A 15,347-nucleotide genomic window follows, 5' to 3' on the forward strand; every position below is an offset into this window, starting at 1 on the left:
TTAAAGAAACTCGATTGTTTTCGTTTTTGTTACTTCTCCCATAATAAACGCTCAACAACTTCACAACATATGTGAAATGAAGAGCATATAACTACTGACATGCCATCGGAGGCTTTATGTTACGCATGTTTAAACCCGCCGCTCATATCGAGAGGCTGCCAGCGGATAAAATAGACCCCGTCTATCGTAAATTACGTTGGCAGATTTTCCTGGGGATTTTCTTCGGTTACGCAGCATACTACTTAGTTAGAAAGAACTTCGCCCTTGCAATGCCTTATCTTGTTGAACAAGGTTTCTCTAAAGGTGACCTTGGTTTCGCATTATCTGGGATTTCAATCGCCTATGGTTTCTCCAAATTTATCATGGGCTCATTTTCCGACCGTGCTAACCCTCGGTACTTCTTACCGGCAGGTTTGATCCTCGCTTCACTTGTCATGATATTCATGGGCTTCGTGCCATGGGCAACGTCTAGCATCATGATCATGTTCGTGTTGTTATTCTTATGTGGTTGGTTCCAAGGTATGGGTTGGCCTCCTTGCGGACGTACCATGGTTCACTGGTGGTCACAAAAAGAACGTGGCGGAATCGTCTCTGTTTGGAACTGTGCGCATAACGTCGGCGGTGGTCTGCCTCCATTACTGTTCCTGTTAGGTATGGCATGGTTTAACGACTGGAAAGCTGCGCTGTATATGCCAGCATTCGCGGCTATTTTAGTGGCAATGATTGCCTTCGCATTAATGCGTGATACTCCGCAATCTTGTGGTCTGCCACCGATTGAAGAGTACAAAAACGACTATCCAACAGACTATAAAGCCTCTGATGAAGAAGAATTAACCGCTAAAGCTATCTTCATGAAGTATGTATTCCCTAACAAACTTCTGTGGATGATTGCTATCGCTAACGTGTTCGTATACTTACTGCGTTACGGTGTTCTGGACTGGTCACCAACTTACCTGCGCGAAGTTAAACACTTCACAATGGATAAATCTTCATGGGCTTACTTCCTGTATGAATATGCGGGTATCCCAGGAACACTGCTGTGCGGTTGGATGTCGGATAAAGTCTTCCGTGGTAACCGTGGTGCGACAGGCGTGTTCTTCATGACCTTAGTGACTATTGCAACTATCGTCTTCTGGATGAACCCAGCGGGTAACCCAGGCGTTGATATGGCATGTATGTTGATTATCGGCTTCTTAATCTATGGTCCTGTCATGCTGATTGGTCTGCACGCTCTTGAACTTGCACCTAAGAAAGCAGCGGGTACCGCCGCAGGCTTCACCGGTTTATTCGGTTATCTTGGTGGTTCTGTTGCCGCAAGTGCTATCGTCGGTTATACCGTTGACTACTTCGGTTGGAACGGCGGTTTTGCTGTGATGATCGGTGGTTCTGCACTGGCTGTTGTTTTACTGTTCATCGTTATGCTGAGCGAAAGTAAACATAAACGTGAACTCGCTAAAAACCAATAAGCGACCGCTTATGTTGAGTTGATTAGCTAGATTGATGGGTTATATCAAGAAAAGGATATAGCCCATTTTTTTACCCAAAATTTGTTATCGGCACCATTTTATATTTGCAAAAGTATTTATCTATAAATTTATCTACCTATAAAACTGTTTACCTACAAGTTCTTTACTTACAAAGAATGATTACCAAGGAGATTTACTGATGAATTTTCAATTAAAAACATTAGTCGCAAGTATGGTCTTAGTGATGTCAGTGTCTGCGGCTGCCGAAACGGCAGGTAAAGTGGTGATTGCCCATCGTGGTGCAAGTGGTTATTTACCTGAACATACCCTCCCAGCGAAAGCGATGGCGTATGCACAAGGCGCGGATTTCTTAGAACAAGATTTAGTGATGACCAAAGATAATGAACTGGTTGTTCTTCATGACCACTATCTGGATCGCGTCACTGACGTAGCGGATAAGTTTCCAAATCGCGCACGTAAAGATGGTCGCTACTATGCCATTGACTTTACCCTACCAGAAATTAAGTCTCTGAAATTCACGGAAGGTTTCGACATTGTTGATGGCAAAAAAGTCCAAAGCTATCCAAACCGTTTCCCTATGGGTAAATCTGATTTCCGTGTCCACACCTTCCAAGAAGAGATTGAATTTATTCAAGGTTTGAACAAATCAACGGGTAAAAATATCGGTATCTACCCTGAAATTAAAGCCCCTTGGTTCCATCAACAAGAAGGCAAGGACATCACCAAGAAAACCTTAGAAGTCCTGAAAGAGTATGGCTATACCAACAAAGATTCTAACGTTTATCTGCAATCTTTCGACCCGATTGACCTAAAACGCATCAAAACAAAACTGATGCCAGAAATGGGAATGGATTTAAAACTGATCCAATTAATCGCTTACACCGATTGGGAAGAGACGCAAGAGCAGAAGCCAGACGGTACTTGGGTGAACTATAACTATGATTGGATGATGAAGCCGGGTGCGATGAAAGAAATTGCAACCTACGCAGATGGTATTGGCCCTGACTATCATATGCTCATTAGCGAAGATTCTACGCCAACCAATATCAAAGTGAACGGTATGGTGAAGGAAGCTCACGCGAACCATATGGCGGTGCATCCATTTACTATCCGTGTGGATAAACTGCCTAAGTACGCGAAAGATGGTCAGCAGTTATATGACATTATTTATAACCAAGCGGACGTTGATGGTGCCTTTACTGACTTCCCTGATTTAGGGGTTAAGTTCTTAGAGCAGCAAAAGCAGAAGTAACTCTCCCTCACTCTCTCGAGTCAATTGCAAGTCAATGACTCGAGAGAGTCTTTTCAATCAGAATAACGACTCTCTTACTTAGACTTTAAACCTGAATTTGCTGCAATAAAAGTTGCGTTTCATGTTGCTGAGCGATCAGACTGTGGTGCGAATATTCACACGCTAGTGACAACGCCACTACATGACGCGCGATACCACCTTTACCTAAAAATGAATCGATATCATAAAGGTGTTCAGATAATTGAGGTACATTCTGTAGCGCATAACTTTCGATGTATTTCCCTTTATCACTCTCTTTCACGCCACTGTGCCAAACCCTATCCAGCTGCTCTCCTGAATATTGAAATTCACACTGTGTTTTTAATGCTTCAGGAAATGACGCTAAATCCGTGGATATTGGACGTAAAAGTTTCGCTTGAACTGGCGCTCGTAAACTCTCATAAACCCCTTGAGGGGCAAGTAACATACTGGCGGCTTCTTCACTCGCGGTCGAATCTAACTGAAACGCCAAAATAGCGTATAGCTTGGGTTCAAAGGCATTTTCATACAATGTTAATAACCATTGACTGAACGATTCTGAGGGTAATATCTCAACGGATTCCAGCGTCAATGACAAACGCGCAGCTTCCTGCTCAATCAGTTCCTGCCAATTAGACTCATTGTCTTCAGCTTGCCAATATAGGGTAATCGGCTGGGAGAGAGAATGTTGATGGTAATACTCAGCAATGGGTGCGAATAATTTTTGCACCACTATTTCTTGTTTTTCCCATGACGAAAGCGATTTCAATGATCTTAGCGTCAATACATTATCTTTATTGGGTGGCAATGAAGATAAAGAAATACCATTTTGCTGCTCTTCATCGATTTGCGTTAATCGAGTATGCGTTAGCACCCCAAGGTGCTTGCCTGCCCAGTAACGCCATTCTCTGCGAGCATCATCTAACATATTGGTAAAAAGTTGATGGCGATAAGCAGCTATTGAGTAGATAAAAAAACGAATAAACCCCACCAACAGTGCGGGGCAAATAACGAATACAATCATCAGCATGGTGTTGCTGGTAGTTGGCGATAGCATTTCATTTGTGGATAAATAGAGACTCAGCCCAAATCCAAGAGCCCCCACAATCAGCATAATCAAAAACCAAAGCATCCAACGGGGTACTTTAGGGGCTGAAGGGTGCTCTAATGATGGAACTCTCCAGCTCATCATGATTGTTCACCCGACGATGATAAGCTCGCAATAAGCGTACATCCACATTCAGTTTGGAAACCATTCAGTGCCGCTTGACGACCGGATATTAAAATGCGCGTTGAGCCGGGTAAAATCGCATTGACACCATGTCCTTTTTTAGGGCAATCCACTTTGTCGCCCACTAAAGCGATGGGTTTACCATACATAACCGAGCCAGATGCAGTAATCACTTCACCGCCATGAGTGGTTTTGTCACCTAAACGAACAAGTGCGCGCATGATAAAATCCTTTTATTGATTATCCTGTTGTTTTTTATATTCAAACGTACCATCCCATTCAGGGAGTTCAGCAGGGGGAAGTGGAACGATTTTATCGATATCGGGGAACTTGGCGGTTTCGTCAGAAGCATCCATTTCTTTGACTATTGCATAATAACGTAATGAACGTTCTTTATCAGGTTTTACGCCAAGATAATCAATACTTCCTAATATTGTTTTTGGATCAAAAGCGCCAGTTAAAGTTGATGCAGCATGTCGATACCCATTTTTCGTTGATAATTGATAATATTTTAATGAACCATGTAAGTCCTCATTTACATTTTTCAAATAACTTGCTAATCGGTACGCCGCTTCCCCATTACCTTGATTTGCTGCACAATCTAACATCTTTACCCCAATTTCAGGGCGATAGGCTGGGTTATCTCTATCCGATAAGCGTTGAGCAACAAAAATTCTCCCAAGGACATATTGGGCTTCAGGGCTACCTAAATCAGCTGCTTGACGAAAATAAGCTAAGGCTATGGTGCGGTCTGCAATAACTCCATAGCCCGTATCGAGATAGTGCCCCATCTGGTAATAACCGTAACTGATATTCAATTTAGCCATTTTTCGGATAATATCCCACACTTCTTGTGCTGGGCCTTTACCTTCAACCGGGGGGACTTTTCCATAACTGATTAAGTTACTGAGATTCAACATGGCCTTGGGGTGATTACGTTCTGCGGCTTTACGGTATAGCTCACCAATTTGCTTATAATCCCGTTGGTGTTTATTGATTTTTTCAAGCTCACGCGCTTGTTTAAACCAAATATCGGCTTCCGGATCAACGGGCGGTAGCGTGTCTTTTTCATACACACAAGTGAAGGCTAAGTCGGGTTCTGTTTTTTGAGCCGGCGGCGACTCTTCTTTTTTATCCATCGGGTTGCAAGCGCTCAGTATCAACATGCTACAAGTCAATGCACCACATTTAAATATGCCGCGAGCAATGGATTGATGATGAAATAAAAAGGAGAGATTCATCTTGGTTATTGCCCCTCCGCCTGTTTTTTATATTCAAACGTACCATCCCATTCAGGGAGTTCGGCAGGTGGTAGCGGGACAATATTATTGATATCAGGGAATTTAGCGTAGGGATTATTACTCAATTCTTGCTCAATCAGTTTATAGCGTCTAACACGTCCAGGATCGATTTTTTGACCGAAATAATCTAGTTTATTATTAGGATCACTGGTATCAAAAATTTTAGCGAGTTTATAAGCACCTAGTTCATGACTATATTCGGCAGATTTTTGATAGAAGTATATAGCCTTAGCATAATCACTATTAGAGTAATTAGTTCCTAATCGATAGGCTGCTTCAGCATAACCCTGTTCTGCTGAACAGGCTAACATTGTACGCCCAAGATCTAGTCGATAAGATTGTGGTTTAGTGGCATCCATGAAGCGAAGACCTATCACATACTGACCATCAGGGTTTCCCATCACGGCAGCTTTAAGCATGTATTGGAATGCGGCTTCTGAGTCCTGTTCAACGCCATACCCTTGCTGTAAGTAAGTTCCCATAATGAAATAACCAAAGGGAATGTCCATTTTGATTAAACGTTCAACAAGCTCAATCACTTCCTGCTGTCTAAATTGACCTTGTGATGGGGCTACATCGCCCGCCGCTATCAGCGCTTGTAGATTCCCCATGGCTTTAACGTGGTTTTTCATGGCAGCTTGACGATATAACGCTCCAATACGGGCATAATCTTTTTTACCTTTCTGCTTTTCTAAATTTCGAGCTTCCTTAAACCACGCATCCGCTTCGGGATCGAATGGAGGAAAATGCTCTTTTTCTTGCGTACAGGTAAATTGAAAGTTTTTTAAATTGTCATTCATTTTAGGTTTCGCTCCACAACCGAAAAGAAAAAAAACAGTAACGCAAATGGTTAAAATACGGGACGAATTCAATGATTGCCCTAATCTAATGCTGACCATGATGTGTTCTCATCTAAAAATTCAATTAAAGACGCGATAGGTCTGATATTATTAAGTTTATTATCTTTATTCTTATTAATTATATCTCCCCAATCTTTATATGTTTGTTCTGGATCATCCGTTGCAACCCCTGTGTGGAGTTGCCATAAATGTCGGCGCATCGGGGGGATCAGCCCTATTGGGTCACTGTCTTGCAGTACAATATTGAGTTCGCTGTCAAAGCGCATACTGCGTAAGTTGATATTGCTGGATCCGAGGGTTAAAAAAACATCATCTACCATCATCACCTTACTGTGAACATACACGGGTTGCCATAATGATGGCTTTAATGGATCTGGCTTCGGCGACACTAAGCTACACACATGCACTTTTAAGCCTTCAATGTTTTTGGCATTTGCCGGCGCTGTTTTTTCTAATTCAGGGTGAGCTTTACGGTGGTAATTAGGCACCACATCAGGACGACCGAGGGCTTCTAACATGCGGTAGGTCATATAGCTTCCTGATTGCAAAGCTTTTTCTTCGGTCGAGTTGGTGACCACAAACAGATATAGCGGTTTGTCATACCCCCGCGCTTGGCGCTCCTCAATGGCTTTTTTGATTTTTGCCACAAACGGAGAATAACGAAAATATTGGTTTTCCATGTAGATATATTTACGCGCTAAACACAGAGCATTGTTATACAAGGTTTCCACTTCAAAACATTTGTTTTGAGGCTGTGTGCGGCAAATTTGTGCCATGGTTGGTTTTAAAGGAAAGTTCGGGTCTAAGTCTAATCGCTGGTTTAGTCCCTTCATTTTCTCTTCACTGAAACAATGCTGAGCTGCGGTCATAGTGCTGTATTGATTGAGTTCTGGCTCGGAACCAATATTTTTTTCCCATGCTTCTACAAAGTTATGATAAAGATGGGAAACGACCCCACCACAGACACAGGATGAATTATCTTGCCACGGGGTTTCCCCATCCCGTCCTTCGGACGCTCTCACCTGAATACCTTGATGGTCATCTTTATCCCAATATGCCGAAAGCATATTGTGTCCCATCAAAAACCCCACGGCATTTTCAGGCTCTTGATAATCAATCACCACCACCTTTTGGTGATGGGTGGGGTATAAGGTGAGCAATAGTTTTTGGCGTAACGAGGGGTCAGGATAACACTCTGTTAATTTATCATTAGCCTGCTGTATCGCGTCGTCGTTCCCTTGCTTACCCAGCGCTGCAATTAAATCGTCAACTTCCTTTTTATTGCATTCTTCCTTCATGGCATTAAGCCGCTGACTGGCTTCTTTTCGGTCTTTACCCCATGACATTTCACGGTGTTCAACAATGAGGTTGCCTTTACCGATAAGCTTTTTCTTGACGTTATAATGCCACTCTTTATCGTATTCATAATCTGCTTTGGTTAGCACACTGGTTTTAACGCCGTCCGCACCATAGCCGGGGACATAATCCCCAAAAATATCTTTTTCTGTCCGCTGAGTTTTAAAAGCACCATAGCCGGGAAAATTTGGGTCAGTGAGTTGTCCGAGTTGGGTAAACCACACTAGAACACGCACTTTGACGTTGCGAACCTCCGCCGCCTCTTTGAGCAAATCCCCTAAGCGCTTGGCGGTTCCTCCGCGGGTAATATACATGGAGGATTGAAATCCCCATGTAATGATATTGATGCTGTGCTTGGCTTGCTCGATGGCAGAGGCTAAGGCTTTAAACGCACGTTCACCGTTGATGAGTGGCGCAAATCCGGTCTGTTGCGGTGAATATTCTCCACTTGCAAACCATTGTGGCGTTAAGACAACACAGGTGCCGACTCGTGGCACAATATTGATGGTTTGAGTGGTCTTCTTCATGTTCACAATACGTTCCTTATTTTGTGGTGTCATCAGGGTTTAGCAGCGGATTTAAAAGCTGATGAAAAACACTTTTATGGGGCAATCCAGCTTCACTTTTATCCATCATGTTCAGTGGTGGTTCAATCACTCTAAACCCTTGCTGGGCCACATCCTCTTCATCAGGTTCATCCTTTTCTGGCTGTAGATGAATATCAAAATTTTCACCATCCATCAGTTCAACACGGTATTTTGCTATCGAAACATCATGTTCAATCTGAATATTGCCATGTTCATCCGTGACGCCTTGCGTCAAGAGCGCGCCATTGGCATAGAGTGTATAGGGCTCAAACGCACGGCTCATCATCGAACTCTGCGGTGATGCACTCAGTTGAAAACGCAAGGTTTGTTTTGGCATCGACTGCGGAAATTGTGGATGGGTGACATCCATCGAGGCGGCACCTTCAACCACCCAGTTGGTCGCTTTGACCGTTTGGTTGCTGGGGCTGCCGTACTCAATTTGCCCGCCTTTTAAACGAATATAGGCACCACCGCAGGTCAGTAGCAGTTCGTCTTTGGCTGCAACCACAGTTTTGCCACCTGTACTGGTGACCGTCATATCTTTAAGTGAGGTTAAGTGCATTTCATCACTTTGGGCTTGAATTTCGACTTTGCCTTTAGCCGCAAAAGCTTTAATTCCTAGGGTGTGAGCAAACAAGCTGATTGCCTTACCTGCCGCTAAGGTGATTTTTTTCCCCACTGAAATATCTGCCTGTTTGTTAGCTGTCAGGGTGATATTTTCACCGCTGCTCGCCTGTACCGTTTTCGGGGAGGTTAATGCGATACCCGCAGGGGAACTGAGTAACATTGCCGCTTGTTGCAGTTCATTAATCGATTGGTTGAGTAAGGTTTGTTGGGCGTTTAAATCTGCCAGTTCGGCTTTCGCCACTTCGGCAGCCTCCCGTAAAGAACTCACCAAATTCAGCGCATCATCCAATTGCTGCTTGGCTTCGCGCATATCCAGTTGTTCAGAAGCGGCTTTCGTGCGCAAGTCGGTGCTGATAAACAGCCCTTTGCCTGCGCGTATTGCCCCCCAACTGTCGGTACGCAGTTCAAAACCATCACCGCGTTTTTCACGCCCTTGGTTAACCAAATGCCCTAAATTCAGTTGGGATTTACCGCCGTATTCGGTGCTGAGTTTGATGTGCTCTTCCCCGCGCTTATCTTCCATACGAAGCTTATTATTTGCCGGAGTACGAATCACGTTGCGAGTATTATTTTTGTCAGTGATGTGGTCGGGGCGATGGGAATCATGCAAGGCATGGGCGATATACGGTCTATCTGGGTCGCCTTCATGGAAGGCAATCGCCACTTCCGTTCCTTGAATTAACGGGAAGTGTATTCCGTAGGTATCGCCTGCATAGGGTTTTGCCAGCCGCACAGGCATGCTTTCATAGCCCGTCGGTTTTTCATCACGGTCTGCATCGAATTTCACCCAATAGAAACCGTGCTCATTTTGGTGGGCATAGATATCATGGGATTTTGCACTGGTAATGCGTGCCATCAAAGTCCCTGCAATCACAGGGCGAGGCTTTAGAACAGGCCGCCAGCACAGTGCTTCAGTGTACGGTGCGGCATCAAACTGAATCACTAACGCGCTGCTGCGACTGCCTGAAAAACGCAATCGCGTGATTAAGATTTCGGATTGAAAGTCCGTGGGTAAGGTTGACGGCAACTGGCTATCGATGACTTTAAAAATCATCAACGGCGTTAAGCGCGGTGAATTGCTTTTGCCTCGCAGCAGTGTTTGACGTGCGAGAAAGCGTTCATGGTCTAGCCGTGACCAAAAATGGGCGGTTTCCGTTTCAGGTTGGTATTTCTCACCGCGCTCAAGATGGCGGGCTTTGTAGTGGTAAACATCGCCATAGTTTATATCGTCCCCATCTCCGCGAGTCATGTCCGTTTCAATGGATAGCAACGTTTGCATCGCTTGCCGGTGATTATAATCTTTAGTCACGACGCTGCGTTCCACCACTTGGTGACGTAGCGATAGCCCCCACACGCTTTCAACGCCATTGTCATTCATGCCAGAAGGGCTATTGAGTGGCAGTTATAAATCATACACATAGGCGCGCTGGCTATCCCCAAAGTGAATAATTTCCGTCTTCGTGTCGGTCTGGAGACTAAAGGAATAGAAAATGCCCACTTCACTGAGCAAACGCTCAATAAATTGCCAGTCACTCTCATTGATTTGGTTTATTTGCTCCCGCTTGGGATATTGTCGTTGCAGGTGAAACTCAAACTCCCAGCCCTGAATTTTGTGTTCACGCAAGATAAACTCAATCACTTCCGGTACAGATTTATTGAGGAAAAAGCGATGGGAACGCATCTGATGACGCAGCAACGAGACAAACGGCTCAATCACAATTTGGTACTGGGCTTCATCTGCTGAACCAGATAACCGCTTAAAATGTGTGACGACCCCATGAATTCGCTTTTGCGGTTCACTCAGTGAATCTAATGCCGCCAGCGGAATAGTGGGAGATGAAAAGGTAAAATGGGCGGTACGACGAAGAAACTGTTGGGCTAGTAGGTTTTGGGCTGAGGAGGTGAATGTTATCTGATAGCGATAGGTTTCACTAATGGCTTCTCGCCCAATGAAAGATTCAACATCCAATGGAACGCTACAACCTTGAACGCCTAATTGATAGCGATTATGGAGTGGAGCGATTTTTAAAGCGAGATCCTGTAAGCCCATTCTATTCATGCTCCTTTTCTGCTTATTCCATAGCAACCTGTCATAGAAGCAAAGGCAGAAAGGTCACCAATCCAAATTCATTTTATTTAGCTTAAGTCAAACAGAAGACCAGCAAATGAACTTGAAATCAACCATAATTTTCAGGAATGGGACTTATAGAAGAATTATCCGAAAGCATTTAATCCGTTTTTGGTAGAACGGGCAGGAAAGAAAAAGCACCTTCGTCAATCAATGATCAACGTTCAAGGTGCTTTTTAATGTTATAGATAGAAACTGAGTTTTAAGCAATCGTCACTGGGAATGCAATCACATCACTGATTCGTTCGGCATTCAGTGCCAGCATGATTAAGCGATCAACACCAACAGCCACACCGGAACATGCCGGTAAACCGTGCTCAAGCGCTGCAAGCAAGTTTTCATCAATCGGTTGAACGGGTAAACCCATTGCAGCACGCTTGCGGTTATCTTGCTCAAAACGTTGGCGCTGTTCGCCCACATCGGTCAGTTCATGGAAGCCATTCGCCAGCTCCATGCCCTTAAAATAGACTTCAAAACGTTCGGCTACACGGTGATCTTCTGTGCTAATCACCGCTAATGACGCTTGCGTTGCTGGGAAGTGATAAACCACCGCAGGCTTCTCTTTACCAATATGTGGCTCCACGCCCATGGTAAACAGTAGTTGTAACAAGGTGTCGCGGTCTTCTTCATTGTCCGCCACATTGCTTAAATCTAAACGGGCTGCCACTTCGCGTAACTCGCTTTTTTCCGCAGAGAGCGGGTCAATATCTAGGTGGCGTAAAAATGCTTGCTGATAAGAGAGTAGCTCGGCACTTTCGCATTCCAGCACTTGTTGCAGAAGGTCATCCACTTCATTGATTAAGCGATACATGTCAAAGTGTGGGCGGTACCATTCCAGCATCGTAAATTCAGGGTTATGGTGTCTTCCCGCTTCTTCATTACGGAAACTGCGGCACATTTGATAGATAGGCCCACTTCCCGCTGCCAGTAAGCGCTTCATATGGTATTCAGGGCTAGTCATCAAATATAAATTGATGCCCTGAGCCGCGCCAGGTCCCACAAAGCGAGTTTCAAATGGAACAAGATGAATGTCAGTCACCGTGGCCTGACTCATTGCGGGTGTATCTACCTCAAGTACACAGCGATCAGCGAAAAAACGTCTGATTTCCGCAACAATTTTTGCGCGCTGTAACAGGTTAGCGATGGGGGCTGTAGGCAGCCAATTCGCTACTTCACTCATTAAAATAACTCCAAAATAAACTTAGTCGTGCAGTGTACTCACCTCCCCCTTAACACACAATGGAATATTGTGGATATTATGCGCTATCTGAGTATCGATAGGGGATATGATTCAAGGCGAGAAAAGATGATGTGATTATCTCCTGCTTTATACGATTAGGCAAAAAAGCTTTATTATTAACTTTTAACATTTGGTTAAAAAAAAACAAAAACATGATTTTTTCTTATCGCTTGTGATGCAAATGTTAAAACCGAACTTCACTACTCACCTTATTGATACAATTTAAATCTGTTTTTTAGCATTAAAAATTAAGCGACTTTCTAAACAGTGAACTCTTTCGCAATTTTATCTTCGATATGATTCTAGAATTTCCTCGAGGAACACCAGATTATCCACTGTTAGAAAGAAAAACCTGACGATTTTAGTTGGTTTTAAATGCTAGGAATTCCGTTAAATTTAATGATAATTATTTGAAATTCCTTTTTATTATTTTCGGTTTCTCTGCAATTTCTTGACACCCAAAAACAATTTACAAAAAGAAGACGCAGATCACACTTTAGGGGTAATATCACCCAAAACACCTTTCTATATCAAATTTATCCCCGCCACTATTCGTTATAATTCCCAACATAATAAGTCGTTATTAGCTATTATATATTTACGATTAAAAAAAGATTCTTTGCAGATTTGCCTAAAGGCAAACCGAAACTGAAATAGCTAAGCACTAAAAGTATTTAAAAGAATTTATTAATTTAACACTTTACACTTGAACAATGGAGAAGCGCAGTGCAAACCTTCAATGCCGATTTAGCGATTATCGGGGCCGGGGGCGCAGGCTTACGTGCAGCAATTGCTGCTGCTGAAGCAAATCCCAATATCAAGATTGCTCTGGTCTCAAAAGTTTACCCAATGCGTAGTCACACCGTGGCCGCAGAGGGGGGATCAGCAGCAGTTACTCAAGCCCATGATTCCTATGACTATCATTTTAATGATACCGTTTCTGGTGGTGACTGGCTGTGTGAGCAAGATGTCGTCGATTATTTCGTCGAACACTGCCCAACAGAAATGACCCAGCTGGAACAATGGGGATGCCCTTGGAGCCGTAAACCAGATGGTTCAGTTAACGTTCGCCGTTTCGGTGGGATGAAAATTGAACGTACTTGGTTCGCAGCCGATAAGACTGGCTTCCACATGCTGCATACCCTGTTCCAAACTTCATTAAAATATCCTCAAATCCAACGTTTCGACGAGCACTTTGTTCTCGACATCATTGTGGACGAAGGTCAGGCGCGTGGTCTGGTTGCTCTGAACATGATGGAAGGTACGAAAGTTCAAATTCGTGCCAATGCTATTGTTATGGCAACAGGTGGTGCGGGTCGTGTTTACCGCTATAACACCAACGGCGGTATCGTAACCGGTGACGGTATGGGTATGGCACTGCGTCATGGTGTGCCATTACGTGATATGGAATTCGTTCAATATCACCCAACAGGCCTGCCAGGTTCCGGTATCCTGATGACTGAAGGTTGTCGTGGTGAAGGCGGTATCTTGGTCAACAAAGATGGCTATCGCTATCTGCAAGACTACGGAATGGGCCCTGAAACGCCACTGGGTAAACCAGAAAACAAATATATGGAACTGGGTCCTCGTGACAAAGTTTCACAAGCATTCTGGCACGAATGGCGTGCAGGTCGCACCATCAGTACTCACCGTGGTGATGTTGTGTATCTGGATCTACGTCACTTAGGTGCTGAAAAACTGCATGAACGTCTACCATTTATCTGTGAGCTGGCAAAAGCTTACGTGGGTGTTGACCCTGTAAACGAACCAATTCCTGTTCGTCCAACAGCTCACTACACCATGGGTGGTATTGAAACTGACCAACGCACCGAAACTCGTATTAAAGGTCTGTTCGCGGTGGGTGAATGTTCATCTGTTGGCTTACACGGCGCAAACCGTTTAGGTTCTAACTCACTGGCAGAATTAGTGGTATTTGGTCGCTTAGCGGGTGAAGAAGCGGCACGTCATGCTGCTGAAGCTACCCCTGCAAATGCAAGCGCTATCGAAGCACGTACTCGTGATATCGAAAATGACCTGCAAAAACTTCTGAACCAAAAAGGTAAAGAAAGCTGGTCGAAAATCCGTGATGAAATGGGTATTTCGATGGAAGAAGGTTGCGGTATCTACCGTACACCTGAATTAATGCAGAAAACTGTTGATAAACTGGCAGAGCTGAAAGAGCGCTTCAAGCATGTTGAAATCACTGACCATAGCAGCGTCTTCAACACTGACTTACTGTACACCATCGAATTAGGCTTTGGCTTAGACGTGGCGGAATGTATGGCTCACTCTGCGATTAACCGTAAAGAGTCTCGCGGTGCGCACCAACGTCTTGACGAAGGTTGCACTGAGCGTGATGACGTCAACTTCCTAAAACATACTCTGGCGTTCTATAACCCAGAAGGTGCACCACGCCTTGAGTACTCTGATGTGAAAATCACTAAATCACAACCAGCGAAACGTGTGTATGGTGCTGAAGGGGCAGCTCAAGATAAGGCGAATAAGGAGCAAGCTAATGGATGATATGAAACACTTAAAAATGGAGATCATGCGTTTCAACCCAGAAACGGACAATGAACCCCATTTAGTGACTTATGATGTCCCTTATGACGAGCAAACCTCTTTGTTAGATGCTTTGGGCTACATCAAAGATAACCTCGCGCCAGACCTGTCTTACCGTTGGTCTTGCCGTATGGCTATCTGCGGCTCTTGCGGCATGATGGTGGACAATGTTCCTAAACTGGCTTGTAAAACATTCCTGCGTGATTATCCGCAAGGAATTAAAATTGAGCCACTGGGTAACTTCCCTATCGAGCGTGACCTTATTGTTGATATGACAAGCTTTATCGAGCGTTTAGAAGCTATCAAACCTTACATTATTGGTAATGATCGCAAACCTTCTGACGGTCCGAACAAGCAAACTCCAGCTCAAATGGAGAAATATCATCAGTTCTCTGGCTGTATTAACTGCGGTCTGTGCTATGCAGCGTGTCCACAGTTTGGTCTGAACCCTGAGTTCTTAGGCCCTGCGGCAATCACCTTAGCAGAGCGCTACAACCTCGATAACCGTGACCACGGCGCGAAAGAGCGTATGCCATTATTAAATGGTGACAACGGTGTATGGAGCTGTACGTTTGTAGGTTACTGCTCTGAAGTCTGTCCTAAGCATGTCGACCCGGCGGCGGCTATCCAACAAGGTAAAGTTGCGAGTGCGCAAGACTTTGTTATCGCCATGCTGAAGCCACGATAAGGAGAATTGA

Annotated in this window: 10 protein-coding genes and 1 pseudogene; 4 read left to right on the forward strand and 7 right to left on the reverse strand. The window is 44.3% G+C overall.

The genetic code is table 11. The features are described from left to right. Positions 1-116: 116 nt before the first annotated feature. Complete coding sequence (gene glpT / locus ACIH2S_RS16610; RefSeq protein ID WP_036955981.1) at positions 117-1,466, forward strand: glycerol-3-phosphate transporter; 1,350 nt, start codon at positions 117-119, stop codon at positions 1,464-1,466. Positions 1,467-1,665: 199 nt separating this feature from the next. Then, positions 1,666-2,739 (forward strand): glycerophosphodiester phosphodiesterase, encoded by a 1,074-nt coding sequence (gene glpQ / locus ACIH2S_RS16615; RefSeq protein ID WP_006659015.1) that lies wholly within the window; start codon positions 1,666-1,668, stop codon positions 2,737-2,739. An 85-nt stretch (positions 2,740-2,824) separates the two neighbouring features. Here the strand turns inward: glpQ and ACIH2S_RS16620 are convergent, their stop codons facing one another. The 7 genes and pseudogenes from ACIH2S_RS16620 to epmA all read right to left on the reverse strand — a co-directional run bounded on the left by ACIH2S_RS16620 (position 2,825) and on the right by epmA (position 12,027). Beyond that, a complete protein-coding gene (locus tag ACIH2S_RS16620) occupies positions 2,825-3,949 on the reverse strand; it encodes a hypothetical protein (protein ID WP_108478408.1) in 1,125 nt (374 codons plus the stop codon). Next, positions 3,946-4,209, reverse strand: a complete 264-nt coding sequence (locus ACIH2S_RS16625) for a PAAR domain-containing protein (RefSeq protein ID WP_108478407.1) — start codon at positions 4,207-4,209, stop codon at positions 3,946-3,948. Before ACIH2S_RS16625 ends, ACIH2S_RS16620 begins: the two co-directional genes overlap by 4 nt. A gap of 12 nt (positions 4,210-4,221) precedes the next feature. Continuing rightward, positions 4,222-5,154, reverse strand: a complete 933-nt coding sequence (locus ACIH2S_RS16630; RefSeq protein WP_430248587.1) for a DUF6396 domain-containing protein — start codon at positions 5,152-5,154, stop codon at positions 4,222-4,224. Between the two features lie 80 nt (positions 5,155-5,234). Next, positions 5,235-6,089: an SEL1-like repeat protein gene (locus ACIH2S_RS16635; RefSeq protein ID WP_349488052.1), complete on the reverse strand. Its 855-nt coding sequence runs from the start codon at positions 6,087-6,089 to the stop codon at positions 5,235-5,237. A gap of 80 nt (positions 6,090-6,169) precedes the next feature. Continuing rightward, complete coding sequence (locus ACIH2S_RS16640) at positions 6,170-8,032, reverse strand: phospholipase D-like domain-containing protein (RefSeq protein WP_430247749.1); 1,863 nt, start codon at positions 8,030-8,032, stop codon at positions 6,170-6,172. Between the two features lie 16 nt (positions 8,033-8,048). Continuing rightward, positions 8,049-10,769: pseudogene (locus tag ACIH2S_RS16645) on the reverse strand (DUF2345 domain-containing protein). Positions 10,770-11,049: 280 nt separating this feature from the next. Continuing rightward, on the reverse strand, positions 11,050-12,027 hold the full coding sequence (gene epmA, locus ACIH2S_RS16650) for an elongation factor P--(R)-beta-lysine ligase (protein ID WP_036955971.1): 978 nt from the start codon (positions 12,025-12,027) through the stop codon (positions 11,050-11,052). Positions 12,028-12,813: 786 nt separating this feature from the next. Between epmA and frdA the strand changes: the two genes are divergently transcribed. Then, entirely contained in the window at positions 12,814-14,610 is a 1,797-nt protein-coding gene (gene frdA, locus ACIH2S_RS16655) for a fumarate reductase (quinol) flavoprotein subunit (protein ID WP_036955970.1), read from the forward strand. Beyond that, a complete protein-coding gene (locus ACIH2S_RS16660; RefSeq protein ID WP_154627795.1) occupies positions 14,603-15,337 on the forward strand; it encodes a succinate dehydrogenase/fumarate reductase iron-sulfur subunit in 735 nt (244 codons plus the stop codon). The genes frdA and ACIH2S_RS16660 overlap by 8 nt, the downstream gene beginning before the upstream one ends. The last annotated feature ends 10 nt before the right edge of the window (positions 15,338-15,347 follow it).

The organism is Providencia lanzhouensis (assembly GCF_050469745.1).
In the GTDB taxonomy this organism is placed as follows: Bacteria; Pseudomonadota; Gammaproteobacteria; order Enterobacterales; family Enterobacteriaceae; genus Providencia; species Providencia lanzhouensis.

Excerpts from the sequence above, each read along its gene's own strand:
- epmA (WP_036955971.1), bottom strand. The coding sequence starts at position 12,027 with ATGAGTGAAGTAGCGAATTGGCTGCCTACAGCCCCCATCGCTAACCTG.
- ACIH2S_RS16660 (WP_154627795.1), top strand. The coding sequence starts at position 14,603 with ATGGATGATATGAAACACTTAAAAATGGAGATCATGCGTTTCAACCCA.
- ACIH2S_RS16640 (WP_430247749.1), bottom strand. The coding sequence starts at position 8,032 with ATGAAGAAGACCACTCAAACCATCAATATTGTGCCACGAGTCGGCACC.
- ACIH2S_RS16625 (WP_108478407.1), bottom strand. The coding sequence starts at position 4,209 with ATGCGCGCACTTGTTCGTTTAGGTGACAAAACCACTCATGGCGGTGAA.
- glpQ (WP_006659015.1), top strand. The coding sequence starts at position 1,666 with ATGAATTTTCAATTAAAAACATTAGTCGCAAGTATGGTCTTAGTGATG.
- glpT (WP_036955981.1), top strand. The coding sequence starts at position 117 with ATGTTACGCATGTTTAAACCCGCCGCTCATATCGAGAGGCTGCCAGCG.
- ACIH2S_RS16635 (WP_349488052.1), bottom strand. The coding sequence starts at position 6,089 with ATGAATGACAATTTAAAAAACTTTCAATTTACCTGTACGCAAGAAAAA.
- ACIH2S_RS16620 (WP_108478408.1), bottom strand. The coding sequence starts at position 3,949 with ATGATGAGCTGGAGAGTTCCATCATTAGAGCACCCTTCAGCCCCTAAA.
- ACIH2S_RS16630 (WP_430248587.1), bottom strand. The coding sequence starts at position 5,154 with ATGTTGATACTGAGCGCTTGCAACCCGATGGATAAAAAAGAAGAGTCG.